The sequence below is a fragment of the Tatumella terrea genome, assembly GCF_039523755.1.
Taxonomy (GTDB): Bacteria; Pseudomonadota; Gammaproteobacteria; order Enterobacterales; family Enterobacteriaceae; genus Tatumella; species Tatumella terrea.
Genome location: NZ_BAAAFX010000018.1, coordinates 186,794 through 211,553 on the forward strand (window position 1 = coordinate 186,794; position 24,760 = coordinate 211,553).

Below are 24,760 nucleotides of genomic sequence, written 5' to 3' on the forward strand. Positions count from 1 at the left end.
GCCGATGATTTCATTAAACGGGATTAACAAATATTTTCAGGACAACCATGTGCTGAAGGATATCTCGCTGCAACTGCCTAAAGGCTCAGTCACCGCGCTGATCGGCCCTTCCGGCAGCGGGAAAAGTACTTTATTGCGTTGCCTGAATCTTCTGGAAACACCGCAGTCCGGGAGTATCACGCTCGATCAGGAAACCCTGACTTTTAACGGAAAAGCGCTGCGTACCCGGGACATCCAGCGCATCAGCCGCCAGACCGGCATGGTATTTCAGAACTTCTCTCTGTTTCCGCATAAAACGGTACTGGAAAACATCACCGAAGGTCTGCTGGTCGTGCACAAATGGAGTAAAGGCGACGCTATCGCCCGCGCCGAAACCTTGCTGGAAAAAGTAGGCCTGCTGCATAAACGTGATGTGATGCCGGCGACACTCTCCGGCGGGCAACAGCAACGGGTGGCCATTGCCAGAGCCCTGGCCCCTTCCCCGAAAGTGCTGCTTTGTGATGAACCGACATCCGCACTGGACCCGGAGCTGTCCGCAGAAGTGGTGGCCGTGCTGAAACAGCTGGCAGAAGAAGGGACTACCATGCTGATGGCAACCCATGATCTGCGGCTGGCCGCCTCGGTGGCGAGCCACACTATTTTTCTGGAAGCCGGTGAAATCATTGAAACCGGAGATTCCGCACAGCTGTTCAGGCACCCGCAGAAAGCCAGGACTGCCCAATACATTGCCACACTGACCGGCGGCCTCTCTGCCGTTGGCCGGGACTGATATTACTTAGGAGCAATTAATGAAAAAAACAACACTATTACTCTCAGCCCTGTTATCTCTGGGTGTTGCTCACTCAGCGCTGGCAGATGATTCTCTGGCAAAAGTCCGCTCAGCCGGTGAGCTGACCATCGGTACCGAAGGGACCTACGCGCCTTTCACTTTCCATACGATCTCCGGTGACCTGACCGGATTTGACGTGGAGATCGGCCGTGCCATCGCACAAAAACTGCATGTTAAACCGGTCTTTGTAGAAAGCAAATGGGACGGCCTGATCGCCGGTCTGGATGCAAAACGTTATGACGTGGTCATTAATGAAGTGGGGATCACCCCGGCCCGTGAGAAAAAATATGATTTCTCACAGCCTTATATCGCCTCCAAGGCCGTGGTGATTGTGAAAAACAGCAACGACAGCATTCACAGTTTCGCCGATCTGAAAGGGAAAAATGCTGCCCAGTCGCTGACCAGTAACTATGCCCAGCTGGCCCGTAATGCAGGGGCTAACCTGGTCAGTACCGATGGGTTTAACCAGTCTATCGATCTGGTGGTTCAGGGCCGTGCAGATGCCACTCTGAATGATAAGCTGTCATTCCTGGACTTCAAAAAACACCGTCCTGATGCGCCGGTTAAGATCGTTGCTTCAGAAGACAATGCCAGTGCATCCGGTGTTCTGATGAGAAAAGGCGAATCGTCTCTGCAGGGTGCCATCAACGATGCTCTGACCGATATGAAAAAAGACGGGACTTACCAGAAGATCTCTGAAAAATACTTCGGCGAAGACGTTTCTCACTAATCGCCAATCGCTTCGTCAGTGACCCCCGGCCCGGCCGGGGGTATTTTTTTATACAGAGCCAGACGACTTATGGCCGGTTTACGTCTTACCGTTAACGCCGGTTATGATCACGTCGTATATCTTAGGTACGGGTTGCCAGAGAGGTTCAGCTTCCCTCGGCCCGCAAGCTTGTCGGCAGAGGCCTGGTAGCTCTGTTTATTGAATATAAATACGTATCATTAATTGATATGCTCGTAATAAAACTTTATATACATCCAGAGGGTTGTGATGGGGACTCGATACAAAAAACTGTCCGGAAAGTTTTCACTGCTTTTTTTATGTCGTAGTACTAACATCTGGTTATTTGGGCTCCCCTCATCCCTTGGATAAGATTGACGTCTGCATGGCTTTATCTGGACTCATATCTTCATTTTTATTCCCATTCTCCTTCAGCTTTGCCGAAAGATTCAGCTCATCTCCTGCCAATTCTATATACATTGGAAAAGAGGGCTCGCCGTCCCTGCTCTGGTTCTGGCTATCCCCATTGCTATTATTGAACTCATTTTGCAGAAATTGAAAAAAGGGTAGAATTCGCAGAGTGTTCGGGTACGGAAACCGTGTCGTACAGTATTCGTGATAAAAAATGCTGAAAGCCCGGACAAAACCTTTAGTTCAGCCCGCAAACGACTTTACGCAGGTGACTGGCAGCCACAGCAGGGATAAAAATAACCTTTACTCCCCCGACAGAAAGAACTGACTCTGCGCTCAGCCGGGTAAAGATCTGCTGAACCGTCGGTACCGGTTATCTGTACACTCTGTCCGGTCTGCAAACCTATGCGGCTCGTTGGGTCAGCCACGTCAGTCATCAGGCCTCTTATAAAAAAGAAGACCCGGCCGGCTGGCCGGATCTGAGAACCGTTCAGTTAAGGCGGTTGCCAAATCATTTCGGACCGGCGTTTGCCATCACATAGGCCGGTACACTGGCACTGGCAGTGACAGAGTAAGAATAACTGACCGGAGAGCTGAACGTGGTGCCGGTGGCCGACGTACCAGTGGTTCCGCTGTAGGTATTATTCTTCTCGTAAAACGCATCGGTATAGCTGCTGCCGTCGTTAGTCAGCGTATTAGTATTATTCGTCTTCAGGAAGTAGTTTGATTCGGAATATACCACGCTGCCGTTCACCAGCTGCAGTGCTTCATATTGTTGTTTCGGATATTTATTGCCGTCTGTTGCGGTATTGTAATCCGTGCCTGAGTAAGTTTCGCTATTATCAAAATAGTTACTGTACGCATGGATCCAGCCACGGAATAACGGACGTCCCCGCACGTTCGGACCAATCCAGTTATGGTGTAAGGTCACGTGCAATTTCCCTGTCCCCTGCCAGGAGTCAGAGGTATTAGCCCCCACGACCATCGCCAGACGCTCACCGGCGAGATCCGTATTATATCCCACCCAGTTCCAGACCGGATCCGGACTCATATTGACCCAGCTGTCACTGAAGTAGAGATGGTTATACGACAAGGTCACATTATCTGAACTCAGTGCCACACTCATCAGATCATCACTGGTGTCATAAATGGCGCAGTGGGTGATCAGGGCATTGGTGACCCGGCGTAAAGAGATGCCTTCGTAATTGATCCCGACTTTTTTAGTGCTGTCAGAAGAGCCGTAAACCTGCTGAGGCATTGCCTGTAAATCTGATATTTTCCCGAAGAACGTCAGGTTAGATACCTTAATGTTCTGGATATTTGTGCCGCTGGCCAGCAGTTCACCGTCAAACTTTAGCTGGATATTCTCCAGTACCGCTTTGCCCCCCGCGGCCCCCTCAATGGTCGTGTTGTTATTGCTGGCTGACGAGAAAGTCAGGGTGGTTAATCCTGCACCTCCGTAGAGGGTGCCGCTAACGATAATATGATGCTGACCACTTCTTACCGCGCTTTCCAGCTGACTGAGGTTAGTCACGGTGACTGCTGTATAGCTATCGCCGCCGGTTGTGTTTGAGAATCCGCCGGTATCTGCCGCCGAACACGCAAATCCACTAAGACTTAATGCTGCCAGTAGTGAAGCCTGTACCATCCGTAATTTTGTTTTCATAATAACCTTCTTAGTGATTGTTATAAGTTAAGTTGTGTCTTATCGACAAACGTAATATTGCACTTATAGCGCATCACTGCCCGCGATTGAGGTTGTCGGCTGAAGGATACAACAATTGGTATTCCAGCCACTGTTTCAGAGGCAAAAATAACGGATTTTCCGGGGAAGATAGCGTAGTCCCGAACGTTTCAGACGCCGGTCTGTCAGGCCGATCGGGCCGAAGATTCTTTGCATCATTAAGGTTCTGTCGGGATAGCTAAAAAAAGGAAAGACTCAAAGACCGAAGTACATCAGTACATCAGTACATCAGTACATCAGTACATCAGTACATCAGTACATCAGTACATCAGTACATCAGTACATCAGTACATCAGTACATCAGTACATCAGTACATCAGTACATCAGTACATCAGTACATCAGCACATCAGCACATGTAGCGGAACTCTGAGGCCCGGCTATATAGCGGAAGCAGAAAGCGGAGTGACTTAGCGTCAGCTGTAAATCACTTGCCGGTTCAGGCCGGAGCACAGTCCATTGCACAGCGCCATCTTCTGTTACCGGCCGGGCAGAACTCTCCCTCCGGGGCCGGCGCAGACCTCTGCCGGTAAAGAGACGGCCGGATAGCCGGTTTCTTCGGTGAATTTGCCGGCAGTGATCAGACGAGGGCCGGGAGAGACGTCTCCCCGGCCCCCGGCCGGCGCCTGTAACGCCCGATAAGACAGCCCGTCGTCAGCGATTGGCGGCAGGGACTACTGCCATTTCATTTCACCGGTATTCACTTTGGCACTGAGTTCCAGTGAACTCACATCCCCCAGATTCGGCCAGGCTTTCTCCATCACCCGGGTCAGGGTCGCTGCGTCATGATGCAGCTGTAACGCACGTTCGAAGTCTTCCAGGTATCTCAGTGTAAAACTCACTGCCTGATCACCTGGCAGTGCCTCGCCCAGATAATGGCCCGGGATCACCCGTCGCGGGTGTAATGCCAGCATCTGTTTCAGGGTATCCCGCCACTCTTTCCGGCTTTCCGGGGTCTGGGTGTCTGCGGTCCAGACATGGATCCCTGCATCCACGGCGGTTCCTCCGAGCAGGGTTTTTTCTTCCGGGAACCAGACGTAAGCTTGCTGTGAACCTGCCTCACGAATCTCTACCGGCTGACCTTCAAATGTAAAACGGGTCTGCGGGATCACCTGCGGAGTAAATAACTGCCCCGGAGCTCCGTCCTGCATTTTAGGCCCCCAGTAGGCCAGTTTCGCTTTTTGTGTCGCCTCAATATGGCTGACGACCCGGGGGGTCGCGACAATACTGACCCCGGGAAAGGCTTTCACCAGTGGCTCCAGCCCAAAATAGTAATCCGGATCACCGGCGGTGATCACTATTTGCGTCAGTTTCTTACCGCTGCTATGGATCAGCTTCACCAGCTGCTCTCCGTCTTTGACACTGAATTGTGCATCAAACAGAATCGCGTCTTTTTTTCCGGTCACCAGTGTGGAAGAGACCGGAAAAATACCGTTTGCGCCGGGGTTATATACGGTGAAGTCTAAAGGTGCAGCGGTAGCCGTGGTGACCCCTGCCAGTCCGATCACCAGGGTCAGTGCTGATGCTTTCATAGTTGTGCTCTCATCAAAGTGGGTTTCAGGGCGGATTTGATCGCGCCCTCCGGCGAAATATTCTTAGGTTTGTCGGTTTTCATTCTAACCGTTTCATAAACTGTTAAAATTACCGTAACAAGAGATGCTATGTTTCATAATCCGGACAGATGAGGTACCAGTGGACAGAATTATCGCCGCACGGGTGTATATCGCCATCTGCGAGTACGGCAGCCTCAGCGCGGCCTCCCGGGGATTACAGATGTCCCGACCGATGGTCAGTCGATATCTGGAAGCCATGGAACAGTGGGCCGGTACCCGCTTAATTCACCGTACGACCCGCCACCTGACGCTGACCCCGGCAGGCGAGAGTATCCTGCAGAAGACACGCCAGCTCAGCCGTCTGTCGGACGATATCGGTGAGCTTTCACGACGGGCGATCCCCTCCGGAATATTGCGGGTGGCCTGTGCACACTACACGGCAGCCGATATTATCAGCCCGATGCTGCCACGGTTTCTGCTGCGTTACCCTGAACTGCGCATCGAGCTGGATATCAATAATCGCAGGGTCAGTATGGTAGGGGAACGGATTGATGTGGCTATCCGTATTACGGATAACCCTGAACCTGGCGCAATTGCCAGGCGGATCGGCGAATGTGCGTCGGTGCTCTGCGCTTCACCGGAATATCTGGCCATCCACGGCAGGCCGGCAGACCTGGCCGGACTGGCAGAACATAATTGCCTGTGCTACAGCAATTTTGCCGATCAGCGCTGGTCTTTCACCACGGCTGAAGGAGAAACCCTGTCTCAGGCAGTAAACGGTAATCTGAGCGCCGGGATATCTTCGGTACTGCTGGATGCCGCACTGGCAGGCTGCGGCATAACGCTGATCCCGCTGACCGAGGCCAGCAACTGGCTGGAGAACGGACGGCTCGAACGGGTTCTGCCCCAACTGACCCCCGCCTCGATGGGTATCTATGGCATGTACCTGTCGAGAAAGCTACTGCCTGCCGCACTGCATCTGTTCCTTGATGAGGTCCAGCAGAGTTTACAAATGTCCGCCAGGACTTCCGGCGGACAATGAAACAGCGGCAGCCGGGGGCTGCCGCTGTACGCTATCGGAAACGGCACCGGACTGCCTCAGAGTGCGCCGGTCGTTGTCTGGCGGTCCGGACGATAGGCCCGGTAGTAAATCAGGGCTACAAAAATCGCCCCACCCGCCGCATTACCGGCAAATACCGCCACAAAATTAGTGAAATAATCGCCCCAGTTCCCCTGCCCTGCAAAAATGGCCGCCGGGATAATAAACATATTCGCTACCACGTGCTGAAAACCAATAGCGACAAACGCCATTACCGGAAACCAGATACCCAGGATTTTTCCTGCAGCGTCTTTACCTGCCATTCCCAGCCAGACCGCCAGACACACCAGCCAGTTACAGCCAATCCCGGAGACAAATGCCTGCAGGAAGGTGGCCTGTGTTTTCGCAGTGGCTATCGCCAGGGTACTTTTCAGAAACACCCCTTCAGTCATTCCCAGCAGATGCCCGAAAAACCAGGCGACCGCCACGCTGCCGATAAAGTTGGCAATCGTCACCCAGAACCAGTTACGTACCAAAGCAGCCCAACTAATTTTTTTAGATAATGCCGCGATAGTCATCACCATCATATTCCCGGTCAGTAATTCTGCACCGGCAAGCACGGTCAGAATTAATCCAAGCGGGAAAACCATCGCCCCAAGCAGCCCTCCGAACGAGCCCCAGTCAGCGGGTAATCTGGCCGTCACATGCAGGTCCAGCAGGAACCCGATGGCGATAAAGGCACCGCCCAGAAAACCCAGTATCAACAGATTCTGTATCGAATGATGGCTTTTTTTCACGCCGGCCTGAACGGCCTGTACTGCAATTTCATTAGGTGTGCTGAATGACATGATGACCCGGTAATGTAAACACCGCAAAACGGCTTAAGTGAATAGGTGGTCATAACCCTGACCCTGATTGTCATAATGGTGCTGACATCAGTGATAGTAGTTCGATTAGCGACACTTTCCAACGTAAAGGTTACAAGGTTTTAACTATCACCCGAGGGAATAATTAGTCCTGAATTTAAGTCTCCATAACAGCAGAGTGTTAATAGTGCTGATAAGTAAACCGGTTAGCATAAAAAACAGCCACCGGTATGACCGCACATGCAGATAACTGCCACCGACCGGGAGTGTTATTCTTAAGAAGAATGACAAGTTAACCAGGGCCCTTCATTCAGCCTAAGGAGCAGAAAATAGTATGAGTACGTCCTCTTATGTCCCGCCTGAAGTCTGGAAAAACGATCAACCGCTGGGGGGTAAATTCGGGGGGATTAATCGCCCTGAATCCGGTGCCCGTCATCAACAGGAATTGCCTGCAGGTCCGCATCCCTTCCAGCTTTACTCACTGGGGACACCGAATGGGGTAAAAGTCAGTGTGATGCTGGAAGAGTTACTGCAACTCGGTATTGAAGGTGCCCGTTATGATGCCCACCTGGTAAATATCATGCAGGGTGAACAGTTCGGATCCGGTTTTGTAGAAGTTAACCCTAACTCGAAGATCCCGGCGCTGGTCGATCAGAGTGGCCCGGAGCCCGTCAATCTTTTCGAATCCGGAGCCATGCTGCTTTATCTGGCCGAAAAATTTAACCGCTTTATCCCGTCCGACCCTGTCGGACGTGCATCCTGCCTGTGCTGGTTATTCTGGCAAATGGGCAGTGCCCCGATCCTGGGCGGTGGCTTCGGACATTTTTTCGCCTACGCACCGGAAAAAATGGAATACCCAATCAACCGCTTTACGATGGAAGCCAAGCGTCAGCTGGATGTGCTGGATAAGCAGCTGGCGAAACACACCTATATCGCCGGTGAGGAATATACGATTGCCGATATGGCCATCTGGCCATGGTATGGCGTGCTGGTTCTGGGAGGTATTTATGAAGGCTCAGCCCGGTTCCTGGATACCGCGTCTTATAAGCATCTGAACCGCTGGGCAGAATCAGTCGCTCAACGTGAAGCGGTTAAAAAAGGAAGAACCGTACTGAAGATGTGATCACTTTCGGTACAGGCCGGACTGTCCCCGGCCGGTGGTCAGCCTCCCCGCGCCCGGGAGGCTGCTGCTTTCCCTATACCGGCCACTCACACCCGTCATGCCAGTTGCTGTTCATCATCGTCGGTGCCTCTCCCCCGCGGGGACGACATCAGGAGTTTACCGGGTACTGCAGCAAGCTAAAGGTATGACGGTTTTTCAGGAAGCCCGCGATAACCTCTGACGGCACCGCCACGCTAAACAGGAACCCCTGTCCCAGCTGGTAACCCTCGCGGATCAAGGCATCCCGTTGTCCCGCATCTTCAATACCTTCCGCGACCACATCCAGTTCCAGCTCCGTCGCCAGCAACCAGAGTGCTTTAATCACCGCCAGTCCCTCTTTACCTTTACTCAGGCTGGCGACAAAACTCCGGTCAACCTTAATCACATCCACAGGGTAGTCGCGGATATTTGCCAGGGCCGAATAACCGGTACCAAAGTCATCGAGCGAGATCCGTACGCCCTGCGCTTTCAGCAGGTTCAGTGCACGGAACACATACCCGGCCCCGCGACCGTCAAACATATGTTCGGTGATCTCAATCTCCAGCAGTGCCGGCGGGATACGGTAATGTTCCAGCTGCTGCAGTACCTTTTCGGCGTAGTTATCACGCATAAACTCCACCGGAGAAGCGTTGACCGACACCGGCACCACTTCCAGGGCGTTATCTATCCAGCACCGGATATCAGCAAACACTTTGTCACGGATAATATAGCCAATACGTTCCACCAGCGCGTAGTTTTCAAACGCTGACCAGATATCCCCCGGGAAGCACAGCTCACCCTGGCTGTTAAAAAAGCGCATCAGCGCTTCCAGCCCGATGATCTTCCCGTCCTCTAACCGGACCTTCGGCTGATAAAACGGTAAAATGGCTTCATCGGAGATCAACTGCTTTGCCAGTTCCATTTGTCCCCGCGTGGCATCGACGGCATCTGACATCACCGGGTCATAACAGAGGACCCCGCCGCGACCGTTCTTCTTCAGCTCGTTCAGGGCGATATCTGCGGCTTTGATCATCGCGGTGCTGTCTGCGGCCTGTTGCGGGAAAATAACACCGCCCATACTGAGGCTGATATAGATAGTCTGCCCCTGATACGTCAGCGGCATCGCCGTATCCGCGATCAGTTTATACCCCGCCCCGAGCAACGCCTGAGTATCTTCAATGCCCGGTAACACGGCGGCAAATTCATCACCGCCGATACGGGCAATAAAGGCATCGCCACTGAGTGATTTTTTCAGCCGGTTAGCCACCACTTTCAGCAGATAATCGCCTGCCGGGTGTCCCAGGGTATCATTCACCAGTTTAAAATAGTCCAGGTCTATCAGTAACAGCGCCAGAGACCGGTTCTGATACCCGGCCTGACGCAGGTACTTTTTCAGTGTGGTGTTAAACATGCGCCGGTTGGGCAGTCCGGTCAGTTCGTCATGCTCACTGATATATTTAAAACGTTGCTCTGCCTGATGTAAACGGGTGATATCCCGTGAGACACAGAGAATACTGGTCACCCCACCCTCAGCGTCCTGCAACGGGGTCAGAATATTATCCCAGTAAAAGGGCTTGTTTTTTTCCAGCTGACTTTTCCCCGAAAAACGAACATTCCTGCCGGTATTAGCCAGTTTCAGGGCCTGACGGCCACGTTTGCGTATTTCGGGAGGCAGCAGATTTAACCAGTCCATGCCGAAGCCGGAATCCGGCGGGACCCCGAGTGCATTGCACCCGGACAGATTCATATCGATTAACTCACCCTGCAGATTGATCAGTTTGATGCAGTCAATACTCGCATCCAGCATGCTTTTATACATCCGCAGATGCTGCGTGATATTCTCGCGGGACTCCTGCAGTTCATCAATATCAATGAATTTGATCAGCCAGAGGTTGCGTGCGCGGATAAAATAGCCATAGGCAATAAACCAGCAATAATGCCCTGCCGCGACGACCAGCCTGACCCGCTGGTGGAAGACCTGATAATGCGCTGAGGATTGCCCCCAGGCTTCATGAACCCGGGCCTGGTCCTCCGGGTGCAGCCAATGCACCCAGAGTGATTCAGGTGTCGACGGGGTCACCGACATGGTTTGATGCCAATGCTGATTGGCCGCGACTTCCTGCCCGCAGCCAGAGATACACCAGGCAGGTAAAGGCAGGCTGTCGAAAAATACTTCTTTAAAGATCTGAAATGCCTCCGCCGATGCAGAGGATGTGGGATCAGTTATCACTGATTCTTCTTTTAGTGGTTGTTTTTTATTATTCATTTAGCCTGACCAACATTATGACCCAAAATAAGATTAACCAATCATTACCACTTTCCCTGAATAAGATATCACTACTCTTAATGATTTAGCCGACGTTTGTACCCAACTTCACACAATGACTTCTCTTCCCGTTCCTTGCGGATCATTTTCCCTGACGGGCAGATTTTCCCTGAAGACGGCGGTAGTTATTCAGCCAGCGACCGCTGACCAGTCGCCACCAGAAACAGCTTCCTCTCACCGCCCAGTCCATAAACATGCCCAGCCAGACGCCGGTCACGCCCATGCCCAGATAAATTCCCAGCAGATAACCCAGTACGACCCTGGCCCCCCACATACTGAACATCGAGACGAACATCGCAAAGCGGGCATCCCGCGCGCCTTTAAAACTGGCGGGTAACACCCAGGAGGTGGCCCATATCGGCATAAATGCCGCATTCAGCCAAATCAGGTGTTCCGTGACTCTGATAACCTCCGGATCCCGGGTATAAAACCGCGCCAGAACCCCTGCCAGTGGCACAGAAAGCAGCGCCAGACTGCATAGCCCGAGGGTAGCGAGCCAGAAAACATGACGTACCTCTACCGTTGCCTGATAGACCTGATTTCGCCCCAGCCGGGTTCCGGTAATGATAGTGGACGCCGAACCGAGAGCATTACCCGGCAGGTTGATTAATGAGGCAATCGAGAATGCGATAAAATTCCCGGCAATTTCACTGGTGCCCATCCCGGCCACATACACCTGAGTAAGGAGTTTACCACCGTTAAACAATACCGACTCAATACTTGCCGGAATACCGATACTCAGTACCTCACTGAGGATCGCCGGATTCCATCGCCGGAAATAACTTTTCAGTGGCAGCGTGAGCGCCCCGTTCAGACGTCCCCTCAGGACCACGATCACTACCAGCGCACCGAGGTAGCGGGAAATCGTCAGCCCCCAGCCTGCACCAGAGAAACCAATGCCATGCCACGAGAAGCACCCATAAATGAGCACACTGGTGATAACAATATTCAGTATATTCATCCCGGCGTTAATCAACATCGGAATTTTGGTATTTCCTGCGCCGCGCAGTGCGCCACTGCCGATGAGGGCAATGGCCGCCGCCGGATAACTGCAGGCTGAAATCTGCAGGTAATTGAGTGCAAAAGCTTTTACCTGTGGTTCTGCGCTGCCGGCTATCATATCGATGATCACGTGTCCGCGAAATTCGATGACCACCACCAGCAACAGGGAAAGAAGCGTCATCAGTCCCAGCGACTGACGGGCTGCGGCTTTGGCTCGCTCACTGTCCCTTTTCGCCAGACTGAAGGCGACCACCACGGTGGTCCCCAGGTCTACCGCCGCGAAAAATGAGACGATCACCATATTAAAACTATCCGCCAGCCCTACCCCGGCCATGGCCGCTTTTCCCAGCCAGCTGACCAGAAAAGTGCTGAGAACCCCCATTAACATGACACAGAGGTTTTCTATCAGGATGGGCAATGCCAGCGGAGCTATCTCCCTTTTCAGCAAGGTCGTATAACGTCTGCGCCTGGGGTACCAGGGGGTTCTTTTTATTGCATCAGTTAACACTAAGCCAGGATTTCGCACAGCGATACCAAATCATCTGAACAGGAAAGAGAGGAATAATCAGTGGTTCCCGGCGCAGGGAAACCTGTGGGCCACTATTCATACCGTAAAGGATACCGCCCGGGATCAAAGCGCGGTGATATAATTTTATACCCGGTGGGCTAAAAAGACTACCGATGGATTGTACAAACTCTGTCCCTGAGCGGAAGATAGCACCTCATAAGCCCTCCGTCAGCGCGGCCAGAGCAGGCCACGGCAAGACCGGAAACTTACCGTAAAATGCGCGATCCTGTCGGGTAATGCTGAAAACACGATGCCGTCAATACAAAAAAGGAGCCGAAGCTCCTTTTTTAATCTTTCGCTAAAACCAGTATCAGGCGCTGAGCCAGCCCAGCTTGATAACAAATAAGACAGAAAGAATAATCAGTGCCGGGTTAACTTCGCGGACTTTACCGGTCAGTAACTTAACCACCGTCCAGGTAATAAACCCGAAGGCGATACCATTTGCGATAGAATAAGTTAACGGCATCGCCAGCGCGGTCACCGTTACCGGTGCTGCCGTAGTGATATCTTTCCAGTCAATCTCAGCCAGTCCGGAGGTCATCAGTACCGCAACAAACAGCAATGCCGGTGCGGTTGCATACTCAGGGACACTGCCAGCCAGCGGCGAGAAAAAGAGTGACAGCAGGAACAGGATAGCGACCACGACAGAGGTCAGACCGGTACGGCCGCCGGCACTGACGCCCGCCGTGGATTCGACAAAACTGGTCGTGGTTGACGTCCCCAGCAGCGAACCGAACAGCGCCGCGGTGCTGTCTGCAACCAGGGCCTTGCCCATCGCAGGGATATTCCCTTTATCATCGGTCAGCCCGGCACGGCGGCTGACACCGATCAATGTCCCGGAATTATCGAAAACATCGACAAACAGGAAGGCAAAAATCACACTGACCAGACCGATATTGAAGGCCCCGGCGATATCCAGTTTCAGGAAAGTCGGTGCGATAGACGGTGGTGCAGAGAAGATCCCGGCAAACGGTGTCAGACCCGACAGCATCGAAATGGCGGTGATGACCAGAATACCGATCAGTACAGCCCCCGTAATACGGCGGGCTTCCAGGATCACGATCAGGAAAAAGCCCAGGATAGCCAGTAACGGACCGGCTTTAGTGAGGTCCCCTAAGCCCACCAGCGTTGCCTGGTTACCCACAACAATCCCCGCACCTTCCAGTGCAATCAGCGCCAGGAAAAGACCAATACCGGCGGCGATTGCAGAGCGCAGCGGTAACGGAATGCTGTTGATAATCCATTCACGGATCTTAAACAGAGATAATGCGAAGAAGATTAATGCAGAAATAAAGACCGCCCCGAGAGCGACCTGCCAGTGATACCCCATATGCAGCACGACGGTATAGGTAAAGAAGGCGTTTAAGCCCATACCAGGTGCCAGAGCGATAGGCATGTTCGCAATCATCCCCATCAGTACAGAGCCAATGGCCGCTGCCAGACAGGTAGCCACGAAGACCGCACCTTTATCCATACCTGTGGCGCCGAGAATACTCGGGTTAACAAACAGGATATAGGCCATTGCCAGGAACGTAGTTAATCCTGCAATGATTTCTGTACGAACAGTAGTCTTATTTGCTTTCAACTTAAAGAGTCTTTCAAGCATGAGTCGGTCCTTTATAGATCTCGCTTATCACGATTTTTATTTTTAACAGTCTCTAAGAAAGGGTTGTCATCGTCCGGCCACTGACCGGAAATGCAAACCTTCATTCCACCCCAAAATGACATAAGCAAAACCCGTGCCATGACGCGGCACGGGTTCAGTATTCGGAATAAGTTCCTGCGAGAGGAGAAACCCCGGCCTGCACGATACTCTGCGCAAACGTTTTCTTACCGGCGCCAATCCTAATGATCCAGACCTCCGGGGGCAATAATTTTTTGTCCCTCGGGGGCGGAAAACGGAAACAGAAGCCGCTAAACCGGCTTCCGGCGGGAAAAGTGGCGATTAACTCACCAGCATTAGCTCACGTTCGGTGATGACCGAGCGCTGAGTCAGTGCCAGCAGACACTGCTGAACCGCGCGCGCAGAGGCTGACATAGGTAAGGCTGATGAGGTATTCAGTGTTAATGGCAGGTGCAGGGACGGAGAAATAATTTTCGACATCCAGCCATTAATCGGTGCAGTGAGCGATTTTGCCGCCGATTCAGGCAATACCGAAACCCCCATACCACTGGAAATTGCTGCAGACAATGTCGACAGTGATTCAATTTCACCAATGATATGTGCACTGAGGCGACGCAGGGAGAAGGCTTCGTCCACTCGTTGTCTGACCGCACTGTAATCACGCGGCAGATACAGATTCATGCCGGCCACTTCCGAGAGATCAATCTGCGCCCCCGGAGAAACGCCTGTGCCGACCAGATACAATTCTTCCTGCATCAGTGGCTGACAGTTCAGGCCTTTCTCAGGCGTGCGATCGTAGAGCAGGGCCATATCCAGCTGACCGTTGATAACTTTCTCATTCAGGGCATGACCACTGTTTTCGTGCAGATAGACCAGAATATCCGGCCAGGTTTCACGGATTTCACGCAACAATGGCATGACCAGGGAAGACGCCGACGTGCCCGGGGCAAGTCCGATAGAAACCTGACCTGACAGGACATTTCCGGCGTTATGCACCGCCATCTGTGCCTGTTCACACTGCCGCAGGATGTTGCGGGCATGAGTATAAAGCACCTTACCGGCATCGGTCGGGGTCACTCCACGTTTAGTGCGGATCAGTAGCTGCTGATCCATCTCACCTTCAAGGGTGGCGACCTGTTGGCTGAGTGCCGGTTGAGCGATGTGCAATACCTCTGCGGCCTGAGTGAGGCTGCCGATATCGACAATTTTCACAAAGTATTTCAGTCGTCTTAAGTTCATTTTCTCTCCCGTCACTAATCCGGATACTCAAAGCAGGCTGTGCCTGTGGCTGGATATACCGGTAGTTGCAATTAACAGGCCAGAAATGACTAAACCGTTTCGCTCATCCTGATGTCATAACAAAAACACTATGAAAAGAAGCCTTTTTGACGATTTTCTGTCCGCAATGACCACGCCGTCAGAGGCGGCTACCCGCTGCCGCCTGCACAAGGATAGTGCAGAATGTTTCCGTACAGTGCGTGAACCCGGGGACTCTATGAGTCTCCTTTTCTCTGCGGACCATGAACTACCAGGCATGACTCTCCTCTGAACAACGAGGACGGGATCGGTCCCCTGCCCGCCCGCCGCGTGTTGCCGGCAGTTGGGGGCGGAACACCGGGTGGTCGCCCTGCATGTTACAACCTGCACCGTCACGGGTCCGCAGCGCCGCATCCCGTGGCCGCTCCCCTTTCCCCGCTGACACATTTCAGCGGATGAAACGTCATAAACTGTCACACTATCACGGGAGGGCTGACGGCCCCGGTATTATAAAAAGTTATCGCTGAAAGCACAGAAAAGCCTGTCAGCGGATATCTGCCGCGGCACACCAGGAAATGTGGCTCGCCGGGAGCCTATACGGAATTCTGCGGGGTCGCCGTTAATGGCGCCCACAGTGAGGGGACAGCATATTTTCATCACATAACGGAATATCAGAAGATATGCCCTGCTGCAGGTCATTCAGTGGATCCGGCGGAACCTACATGGCTTGTCATCGGGCCGGGGGACAATACATTTTCACCCCAAACCGGAATATCAGAAGATATGCCCTGCTACAGGTCATTCGGTGGATCCGGCGGAACCAACATGGCTTGTCATCGGGCCAGGGGGACTGTACGTTTTCCCTCACAACGGAATATCAGAAGATATACCCTGCTGCGGGCCATTCAGTCGATCCGGCTGAACCAATATGGCTTGTCATTGGGCCGGGGGACAATACATTTTCACCCCAAACCGGAATATCAGAAGATATGCCCTGCTACAGGTCATTCGGTGGATCCGGCGGAACCAACATGGCTTGTCATCGGGCCAGGGGGACAATACATTTTCACCCCAAACCGGAATATCAGAAGATATGCCCTGCTACAGGTCATTCGGTGGATCCAGCGGAACCAACATGGCTTGTCATCGGGCCAGGGGGCCCCGGCCCGTCTGTTGTCCTGTTCACTTTTTCAGTGAGTCCGTCGGCAATAGTCCTTTGCGCGGGCGGAATGCACGCCTCTGCAGGCCGTCAGGCTGCATTGCCCGGCCGTCACGCGATGCCTGCACAAAACCGACGATTGCAGGTATAATCCGGACATTACCCCATAAATTCAGATACAGACATGGCAAAACTTACCTTACAGGAGCAGATGCTCAAAGCCGGACTAGTCACCGATAAAAAGATGGCCAAAGTTCAGAGAACCGCAAAAAAATCCCGGGTTCAGGCACGTGAAGCCCGCGAAGCGGTCGAGGAAAACAAAAAGGCACAGGCAGAACGCGCAAAAGAACTGAACGAGCAACAAAAACAAGCGGCACTTTCCCGGGAATATAAAGCTCAGGTAAAACAACTGATTGAAATGAACCGCATCAGCGGTATCAAAGGTGATATCAGTTTCAATTTCACCGATAATAACCTGATCAAACAACTGACCGTGGATAAAGCCACCCGGGATCAGTTGATGAATGGCCGTCTGGCCATTGCACGGTTGCTGAAAGAGAAGAGTGATATCGCCGATTATGCGATTATTCCGGCAAGCGTTGCGGATAAAATTGCGCAGCGGGATGCCGACAGTATCGTCCTGAACAGTGCGCTGAGCCAGGAAGCGCAGGACGAAGATGATCCTTACGCCGATTTCAAAGTGCCGGATGACCTGATGTGGTAAGGCAAAGCACACCCGCACGTCACTGACGAGACTGTCCGGGCCTGTCTTCGCGGCAGGCCAGGTACTATCAGCGCATTTTCTGTATGGGTCCGGTCTGCATTTTTACTTAATGGCAATGCAGTCCACTGAAAATTCATGAATATCCCCGATTCAATTTCCGGTCCGCCAACCTGCCAGCACGGGTAAGGCACATTGCTGCCAGCCAGGGGCCAGCATTTCACACTGTCCGGGGCAGGAGCCTGCCACAATCTACGGGGGGCCTGTCGGACCTATTCTCCTGAGATGGCCTTTCGCCAGGAACTCACAGCGGACACCATTGACCACTTCTGCATCATTGTGTCTTTTTTATCAGCAAACAGTTTATTTTACGCGAAAACAGCTTTGACAACGTCGCACTGGCCCGTTACTATTCGCCCCGTCTTCACGACAATTCCTCTGTAGTTCAGTCGGTAGAACGGCGGACTGTTAATCCGTATGTCACTGGTTCGAGTCCAGTCAGAGGAGCCATATTTAAGAAACCCGCTTAAGGAAACTTAAGCGGGTTTTTTGCGTTTATGCCTCTCTGCGAATCCTTATCTGGTATTGATTCTGCTTGCCAATATCCCCGGTATTATTTTCTTTTGTGATGTCTCTAAACTGTTTCCATGTGAACCTTCTACGTGTGCCTGTTTACATGTCATCCAGCAGGAGTCACTGACTCTTTTTTTGACGCGCTGCACCACAACAACATTGCCTGCCAGCTTAACTCTGTTAATTTCATTAGCACTATTGTTAAGTTGGATTTTTTATTTTAAACAATCGTCAGTAAGAGTTATCGGGAATAGCTATGCAGAAAGATTGTTTGAAACATTACACTCTTTAAAGAAAACCGTAAAAAACAGCCAATCTTAGAATAACGCCACCCAGCTAAATCGTATAAAATAAGACCTGATCTGGCACAGTTGCTGTGTACTGATAGACAGCTCTGTGCCAAGAGCATATGCCTGAAATTCTTTTTTATAGCAGTTAAGACTGTTAAGGTGTAAGCATCCCTGCAAAAATAACCGTTCACTTTTAGAGATCTTCAGACATACTGAATATGTTTCCTGAAGGAGATCACTATGCGTAAAGCCCGATTTACTGAACACCAGATTATCGCCGTTCTGAAGTCTGTTGAAGCTGGTCGAACGGTGAAAGATGTCTGCCACGAGGCTGCAATTTCTGAAGCCAGCTATTACAACCGGAAAGCGAAATATGGCGGAATGGAAGCTTCTGATATCCGAAAAATCAAGGACCCGGAAGAAGAGAACCGGCGTCTCAAACAGATGTTCGCTGATCTGAGTCCGGAATGCCGTGCCCTTAAAGACGTTATCGAAAAAAAGATTTAAAAACAGAGATAAAGCGTGAGCTCGCCCATTATCTGATTTCGCAGTTTACAATGAGCACACGTCAGGCATGCAGGACATTATCACTGAGCAGGACGGTATTTTTCTGCAAACCGGATACACGGCGTAATGACGCTGTCATTGAAGTCCTCACAGAACTCGCTGAGCGTTATCCGCGATACGGTTTTAAAAAGCTTTTTCAGGTCATTCGCCGGCAAGGCCATGTATGGAATCATAAGCGGGTTCACCGGATTTACTGCCTGCTGAAACTGAATTTCAGACGTAAAGGAAAGCAATGTTTGCCGGTGCGTAATCCGGCACGGCTGGCGACACCAGAGGCAGTAAACCAGAGCTGGTCGATTGATTTTATGCACGATGCTCTGGTCAGTGGCAGACGTTTCCGGACATTCAATGTGGTGGATGATTTTATCCGTGAGGCACTGGCCAGAGAGATTGACCTGAATATTCCGGCTCAGCGGGTCATCGGAGTATTGGATCGAATCGTTGCTCACCGTGGCTATCCGCTGAAACTGAGGATGGATAACGGACCGGAATTTATCTCACTGACACTGGCCCAATGGGCTGAAGATCATGATGTACAGTTGGAGTTCATTCAGCCCGGGAAACCCACTCAGAATGCTTTTATTGAACGATTTAACCGGACATACAGGACTGAAATACTGGATTTTTATCTGTTCAGAACACTGAATGAAGTACGGGAGATCACAGATCGGTGGCTGACGGAATATAACCGCGAACGACCCCATGAATCCCTGAATAATCTGACGCCGGAAGAATACCTGTTGATGGCTGAAAAAACGGAAACCTCAAAAAGTGTCTGGAACTAAAACAGGTCTACTTACAATATCAGCTAAATTTATATTTTTTCCTCTAAAAAGATAAAATCTTTGTTGTCCCTGACTAAAACCCGCTATATAACAAATATGCCCCCTTGCTGCAGGAAAATACTATGTCTATTTCGCACGAATTACTCCTGATTTACACCACTTATTTTGTTGCTACGGCAAGTCCCGGTCCCAGCAATATGGCTATTATGGGTGCAGCAATGAAACGCGGACGCGGCGCTGCTCTCGCGCTGGCCTCCGGAGTGATTAGCGGTTCCATGCTGTGGGCCCTGCTCGCCGCCTGCGGCATACTGACGGTGCTGGCTACATTTGCTCAACTGCTGATCGTGTTAAAAGTCTGCGGCGGTTTATATCTGCTGTGGCTGGCCTTCAAAGCCGGTAAATCGGCATTACGCCATCCGGTCACGGAAACCTGTTTGCAGGAGACAAAAAAAGCCGCCTACACCAGCCTGTTCCGCCAGGGAATATTAATGCATATTGGCAACCCGAAAGCTATCCTGACCTGGGTGGCCATTATGTCTGTAGCACTGAAGCCAGGTGCGGCAGCCTCCACCTTACCTATGGTGATCGGCGGCTGTGCCGTAATATGCATGCTGGTTTTCTGTGGATATGCTCTTTTATTTTCTACCACCATGATGGCGGCTTTTTACCGCCGGATCCGTCGCGGCCTGGATGCTCTGTTAGCCGTCTGTTTTGCAATTGCCGGTCTGAAACTGGTTCTTAGCCGCAGCTGAATCCGTAATTTCCTTGCGATTCTGGGAAAATCGCGATAACACCGGGTCTGCTGTGGCAGTCCCGGTCTTACCTTCTTCCGCCGGTCTGATCCTTTCGTTTTATCCACGCCGCCGCCGGCGTCAGAGATACAGGTCCCCTGCGCCCTGAGGCATATATGCTCCACCAGCCACCTGATTCCTGCCCGCATAACTCTCAACACACCGGAACCTCCCCGCCCCCGCATTGCATATAAAATCACCGTTTTTTTCATAAGAAAGTAATATGGGGTAATTTATCCATTTATATCAATTAATTACTATTATTCTCTTTTAGACTATATATACATATAAAATCTTATGATTTATACATTCAGACATCTCTTGGATCTGTGAAATTTTTTATCGAGGTGTTAATGCGTAGTTCTCCCCCCGACTTGGTTACACCGTCATCAGCCCCGGTTGTACAGCAATTCAACCGTTCAATCGGCCTGATGTCTAACTTCTCTCTTGGTTTCACCTATCTTTCGCCACTGACCGCCGTTTATTCACTGTTTGCTCTGTCAATGACCCTGGCCGGCCCGCCCGCCATCTGGTGGATCCTGATTGCTGCCGCAGGCCAGATGCTGGTAGCTATGGTGTTTGGTGAGATCGCCTCACAGTATCCGATCACCGGCGGACTTTATCCCTGGGCGCGGTTGTTATGGGGTAAGAAATATGCATGGATTGCTGCCTGGATCTATCTGTGGACACTGGTGGTCACCATCACCTCTATTGCAGAATACAGTGCAACCTTCGTCGCTTCCCTGTTTAGTTATACCCAGACAGCCAGCCATTTATTGCTGACCTCGGTATTACTGTTATTACTGATGATGGCGGTTAATCTCTCTGGCACCAGGAACCTTGCCCGTGTGGCACGTATCGGATTCTGGTGCGAAATTATCAGTGTGATCGCACTGGGTATTTACCTGTTAATTTTCCACCGTACCCAGCCTGTGGGGATCCTGTTTGATAGCATGGGTGCAGCCACCGGATCTGCCGGTTTCTCTCATGCCTTTATGACGGCCTCATTGCTGGGATTATTTATGTTCTTCGGGTTTGAAGCCTGCGGCAATGTGGCAGAAGAAGTCAAAGATGCCGGCAGGAAAATTCCGGTGGCGATGATACTCAGTATTTTCTTTGGCGCTATCTCGGCCATTATTTCGGTACTGGGTTATCTGCTCTCCTATCCGAACCTGAAAGATATTGTCTCCGGTAAAATCCAGGACCCGATTCCGGAAATTCTGAATAATGCGCTGGGGACTGAGGGTGAGAAGATCTTTGTGGTGATTGCGATTATTGCCATGCTGTCCTGCATTCTTTCATTACAGGCCGCGTTAAGCCGGCTCATTTTCTCATTCTCCCGCGACAATATGCTGCCCGGCAGCCGATGGATGGCCCGTATCTCAAAAAACGAGGTTCCGGATAATGCCATGATCGTCAGTTGTGCCTTACCGCTACTGATTTGCCTTTGGGTGTATTACCAGCCGGATAATCTGGCCAGAATTACCGCCTTCGCGGTGGCCGGTATTTATATCTCTTTCCAGATGGTCGTCCTGGCCGCGCTCCGTAAAAGGGTTCAGGGCTGGAAACCGGCCGGCCCGTGGTCGCTCGGGCGTTGGGGCTTTCTGAATAACCTGCTGGCACTGGGGTATGGTCTGTTCGGTATTTATCTGCTCTGCGTGCCGGCCTCCGGGGATAGTTTTCTTGACCGCTGGATTGTTTTAACCGGGCTGGCGGTGGTGGCAGGCTGCGGACTGATCTATTTATTGACTGCACGTCCGTACCGGAAAGAAACCGATGGCCAGCATTACCAGAACCATAGTAACGGTCAGTAACAGGACAGAGGCCTCCGCCTGCTGTTAATCACTTTCATTGCACACCGGTGCTGCTGTTATCACGGAAGAAACCGGCACCGGATGCTATTTATAAGGACTGACGATGGATAAAAATAACCACTCGCGAAAACAACTTTCATTATTGCAGGTCGTGATCATCGGTATCGCGTATATGACCCCGATGACTGTCTTTGATACGTTCGGTATCGTCTCTGGTGTCACGGTGGGCCGGGTGCCTCTGGCGTATCTGATTGCGCTGGTCGCCGTATTATTTACGGCCCAAAGTTATGGCCGGCTGGTGAAAATTTTCCCGTCAGCAGGTTCGGCTTACAGTTACACCCGACATATCTTCGGGAAACACAGTGGTTTTATGGTCGGGTGGTCTTCACTGCTGGATTACCTGTTATTGCCGATGATCAATTCGCTACTGGCCGGGATCTATCTGCGTTCTCTGTTCCCTGAGATACCGGGCTGGATATCGATCCTGATATTTACGGCGCTGGTCACTTACCTCAATTGCTGCAGAATCAAACTGCTGGCGAATGCCAATGTCTTGTTCGTCGGCTTGCCGGTATTACTGATGATGGCCTTTATCTATATGGTCGTACATGACCTGACGACCACCACCGGGATCCACCGGGTCATGACCACGGCTCCGCTGTTTAATGGTCAGCATTCCGTAATGCCTTTAATCAGCGGCGCAGCGATCCTTTGCTTCTCATATCTGGGTTTTGACGCCGTCACTACGCTGTCCGGAGAGACGCAACGCCCGCACACGCTCATCCCTAAAGCCATTTTTTATACGGCATTAAGTGGCGGGATTATTTTCTTTATCGCCGCCTGGTTTATACAACTCTATTACCCGGATAATTCTGCCTTTAAAAACCCGACCGAAGCCATGCCAGAAATTGTGCTGTATGTCGGTGGCCGGATATTCCAGACTCTGTTTCTGGTGGCTATTTTATTTAATACGTTTGCCTCTGCGCTCGCCTCTCATGCCAGTGCCGCCAGGCTGTTGCATATTATGAGTAAGGATAACCGTTTCACCGCACCGGTCTTTGGTTATCTTGACCCTGTGACAAACACACCGCTTTATTGTGTGCTTTTTACCGGCCTGCTTTCTCTGACCGCCATTTTCTTCAACCTGGATACCGCCGTCTCCTTAATCAGTTTCGGTGCACTGGTTGCCTTCAGTGCCGTCAATATCTGTGTCATTGCCAGGTTTGCGGTTAAAGAGAAAGGGCTGAACTCATTCCGTAACATCCTGCATAACCTGATTTCTCCGGGCGCCGGCCTGGCCAGTGTCGCCTTTATGTGGGTCAACCTGGATCACGATGCCTTCGTGCTGGGCTCAGTCTGGGCAGTGATCGGTCTGGGCTGGGTTGTTTATACCTGTATGAGTAAACCGGCTACCACCGTTTCGGAATAGCGAAAACCACTAACGCACAGTGAGGTTACCTGTGCTTTTATCAATTACCCGGAAAAACACCATGAAAAATAATGACAGGATAATTAAACCAGAACTGGTCAGCAACGCGCGAACGGGCCTTATCAGTCGCATTATTACCGACGGAGACTGGAACTGGGTCCGGCCTGACAGTGAGCGCCCTAACGATGAAAGTCAGAAAATTGACCCGGGAAACCCCGCCAATTACTACGAGTCTACGCTTGCCCCCTGGATGTCCTTCCCGCCCCTGGAAAGTGATAAACAGTGTGAACTCGTAGTGATTGGCGGCGGTTTATTAGGTGCTTCAACGGCACTTCATCTGGCGGAGTCGGGGGTAGAAACGATATTGCTGGAGAAAAATGCCATCGGGTCAGGCGCGTCCGGACGCAATGGCGGCCAGCTTACCCCGGGTCTTGCCCGCTGGGAGGCCGAATCCATGCTGGAAAATCTTACGTATCAGGAGGCCCGCAGACTCTGGAAATTTACCTCTGCCGAAGCCATGGCCCTGATTGATAATATCACCGCAAAATACTCGCTGGACCTCGATCGGAAGCATGGACATCTTACTGCCGCAGTACACCCCGGGCACATGAGCGCGCTGGTTAAGGCCGCCGATGCCCGACACTATCTTGGCGACCATCAGGTCACCGTGCTGGGCAATTATGAGCTGCAGGAACATATTCGTTCAGAAATTTACCATGGCGGGATCCATGACGATTGTGGCGGGCAGATCCATTCTCTGGCCCTGAACCGGGGCCTGATTTATGGCTTTCTGAAAAATGGCGGTACCGTGCATGAACACAGTGAGGTGATCCGAATTGAGGAAACCCCTGACGGCACCCGGGTGCATACACCGTCCGGTATTGTCACCGCAACGCGGGGGGTCATCATCGCTGTTCATGATGATACCCACTCGTTACTGAGTCAGGATCCGGCGACTACTCTGCCCTTTTATACCTACGTCGGGGTCACCCGTCCGGTTGATGGCGGTAACCGCAGCCTGCTGCCGACAGGCAAGGCGGTTTATGATACCCAGCTACAGATCGATTATTATCGCCCGGTGCGGGATCAGCGGCTGTTATTTGGCGGTCAGGGGACTGGCATGCGCTGGGATAATAACCGGACCGTAGACTACCTGACCTCCCGGTTACGCACCGTGTTTGCAGACCGGGATGACCTTGAACTCGATTTTGCCTGGAGCGGCACAACTGACCTTACCCTGAATGGTGCCACGGACTGCCGCAGAAGTGGGTCACGGGGGCAGATTTACTCGGTCCACGGGTGGAGCGGGCACGGCGTAGCTCAAACCGTCAGGATAGGAAAAGCTATCACCGACGATATCACCGGGGCCAGCGATGATTTCGCCATGCTGGCTGCCATAAAGCACACCCCGTTATTTATGGGAAGGCAACTGGCGCCGGTCGCTATTCCGCTGGCAAAAACCTTACTGGGGATATCCACGCGGCTGGCACCCGGTAAAATGATCTCGTTCTGACAAACACGCTCATTGCTTACCTGTCACGCCGG

17 protein-coding genes and 1 tRNA gene are annotated in these 24,760 nt (G+C 51.8%); 11 read left to right on the forward strand and 7 right to left on the reverse strand.

Annotated features, from left to right (window positions below):
* The first annotated feature begins 4 nt into the window (after nucleotides 1-4).
* Together ABD035_RS14135 and ABD035_RS14140 are read left to right on the forward strand one after the other, a co-directional pair.
* Entirely contained in the window at nucleotides 5-769 is a 765-nt protein-coding gene (locus ABD035_RS14135; RefSeq protein ID WP_212712710.1) for an amino acid ABC transporter ATP-binding protein, read from the forward strand.
* 19 nt (nucleotides 770-788) lie between these two features.
* Nucleotides 789-1,559, forward strand: coding sequence for an amino acid ABC transporter substrate-binding protein (locus ABD035_RS14140; protein WP_212712709.1), 771 nt, complete (start codon nucleotides 789-791; stop codon nucleotides 1,557-1,559).
* Between the two features lie 919 nt (nucleotides 1,560-2,478).
* On the opposite strand, the gene ABD035_RS14145 is transcribed toward ABD035_RS14140, so the two are convergent.
* Together ABD035_RS14145 and ABD035_RS14150 are read right to left on the reverse strand one after the other, a co-directional pair.
* Nucleotides 2,479-3,633 carry a pectate lyase family protein gene (locus ABD035_RS14145; protein WP_343870840.1) on the reverse strand — a complete coding sequence of 385 codons (1,155 nt, stop codon included), beginning with the start codon at nucleotides 3,631-3,633 and terminating at the stop codon, nucleotides 2,479-2,481.
* 751 nt (nucleotides 3,634-4,384) lie between these two features.
* Nucleotides 4,385-5,242 (reverse strand): MBL fold metallo-hydrolase, encoded by an 858-nt coding sequence (locus tag ABD035_RS14150; RefSeq protein WP_343870841.1) that lies wholly within the window; start codon nucleotides 5,240-5,242, stop codon nucleotides 4,385-4,387.
* A gap of 160 nt (nucleotides 5,243-5,402) precedes the next feature.
* Between ABD035_RS14150 and ABD035_RS14155 the strand changes: the two genes are divergently transcribed.
* Nucleotides 5,403-6,305 (forward strand): LysR family transcriptional regulator, encoded by a 903-nt coding sequence (locus tag ABD035_RS14155; RefSeq protein ID WP_212712704.1) that lies wholly within the window; start codon nucleotides 5,403-5,405, stop codon nucleotides 6,303-6,305.
* Between the two features lie 56 nt (nucleotides 6,306-6,361).
* Here ABD035_RS14155 and ABD035_RS14160 read toward each other — a convergent pair whose 3' ends face one another.
* A complete protein-coding gene (locus ABD035_RS14160; protein WP_212712703.1) occupies nucleotides 6,362-7,150 on the reverse strand; it encodes a formate/nitrite transporter family protein in 789 nt (262 codons plus the stop codon).
* A gap of 352 nt (nucleotides 7,151-7,502) precedes the next feature.
* Here ABD035_RS14160 and yghU point away from each other — a divergent pair, with 352 nt between their 5' ends.
* Nucleotides 7,503-8,291: a glutathione-dependent disulfide-bond oxidoreductase gene (gene yghU / locus ABD035_RS14165; protein ID WP_343870842.1), complete on the forward strand. Its 789-nt coding sequence runs from the start codon at nucleotides 7,503-7,505 to the stop codon at nucleotides 8,289-8,291.
* 148 nt (nucleotides 8,292-8,439) lie between these two features.
* On the opposite strand, the gene ABD035_RS14170 is transcribed toward yghU, so the two are convergent.
* The 4 genes from ABD035_RS14170 to nac all read right to left on the reverse strand — a co-directional run bounded on the left by ABD035_RS14170 (nucleotide 8,440) and on the right by nac (nucleotide 15,068).
* Nucleotides 8,440-10,539, reverse strand: coding sequence for a putative bifunctional diguanylate cyclase/phosphodiesterase (locus ABD035_RS14170; RefSeq protein ID WP_343870843.1), 2,100 nt, complete (start codon nucleotides 10,537-10,539; stop codon nucleotides 8,440-8,442).
* Nucleotides 10,540-10,717: 178 nt separating this feature from the next.
* Complete coding sequence (locus tag ABD035_RS14175; RefSeq protein ID WP_425579728.1) at nucleotides 10,718-12,145, reverse strand: EmmdR/YeeO family multidrug/toxin efflux MATE transporter; 1,428 nt, start codon at nucleotides 12,143-12,145, stop codon at nucleotides 10,718-10,720.
* A 370-nt stretch (nucleotides 12,146-12,515) separates the two neighbouring features.
* Nucleotides 12,516-13,811, reverse strand: coding sequence for an NCS2 family permease (locus tag ABD035_RS14180; protein ID WP_212712699.1), 1,296 nt, complete (start codon nucleotides 13,809-13,811; stop codon nucleotides 12,516-12,518).
* Between the two features lie 339 nt (nucleotides 13,812-14,150).
* Entirely contained in the window at nucleotides 14,151-15,068 is a 918-nt protein-coding gene (gene nac, locus ABD035_RS14185) for a nitrogen assimilation transcriptional regulator NAC (RefSeq protein ID WP_212712698.1), read from the reverse strand.
* A gap of 1,361 nt (nucleotides 15,069-16,429) precedes the next feature.
* On the opposite strand from nac, the gene ABD035_RS14190 reads away from it, so the two are divergent.
* The 7 genes from ABD035_RS14190 to ABD035_RS14220 all read left to right on the forward strand — a co-directional run bounded on the left by ABD035_RS14190 (nucleotide 16,430) and on the right by ABD035_RS14220 (nucleotide 24,728).
* Entirely contained in the window at nucleotides 16,430-16,969 is a 540-nt protein-coding gene (locus ABD035_RS14190; RefSeq protein ID WP_343870845.1) for a DUF2058 domain-containing protein, read from the forward strand.
* 431 nt (nucleotides 16,970-17,400) lie between these two features.
* Nucleotides 17,401-17,476, forward strand: a tRNA-Asn gene (locus tag ABD035_RS14195).
* Between the two features lie 593 nt (nucleotides 17,477-18,069).
* A protein-coding gene (locus tag ABD035_RS14200; RefSeq protein WP_343870846.1) for an IS3 family transposase occupies nucleotides 18,070-19,181 on the forward strand; the annotation gives its coding sequence in 2 pieces (ribosomal slippage) (nucleotides 18,070-18,331 and nucleotides 18,331-19,181; 1,113 coding nt in all).
* Nucleotides 19,182-19,303: 122 nt separating this feature from the next.
* Nucleotides 19,304-19,933: a LysE family translocator gene (locus tag ABD035_RS14205; protein WP_343870847.1), complete on the forward strand. Its 630-nt coding sequence runs from the start codon at nucleotides 19,304-19,306 to the stop codon at nucleotides 19,931-19,933.
* A 392-nt stretch (nucleotides 19,934-20,325) separates the two neighbouring features.
* Nucleotides 20,326-21,786, forward strand: a complete 1,461-nt coding sequence (locus ABD035_RS14210) for an APC family permease (protein ID WP_343870849.1) — start codon at nucleotides 20,326-20,328, stop codon at nucleotides 21,784-21,786.
* A gap of 103 nt (nucleotides 21,787-21,889) precedes the next feature.
* Entirely contained in the window at nucleotides 21,890-23,215 is a 1,326-nt protein-coding gene (locus ABD035_RS14215; protein ID WP_343870850.1) for an APC family permease, read from the forward strand.
* Nucleotides 23,216-23,276: 61 nt separating this feature from the next.
* On the forward strand, nucleotides 23,277-24,728 hold the full coding sequence (locus tag ABD035_RS14220; protein ID WP_343870851.1) for an NAD(P)/FAD-dependent oxidoreductase: 1,452 nt from the start codon (nucleotides 23,277-23,279) through the stop codon (nucleotides 24,726-24,728).
* Nucleotides 24,729-24,760: the final 32 nt, after the last annotated feature.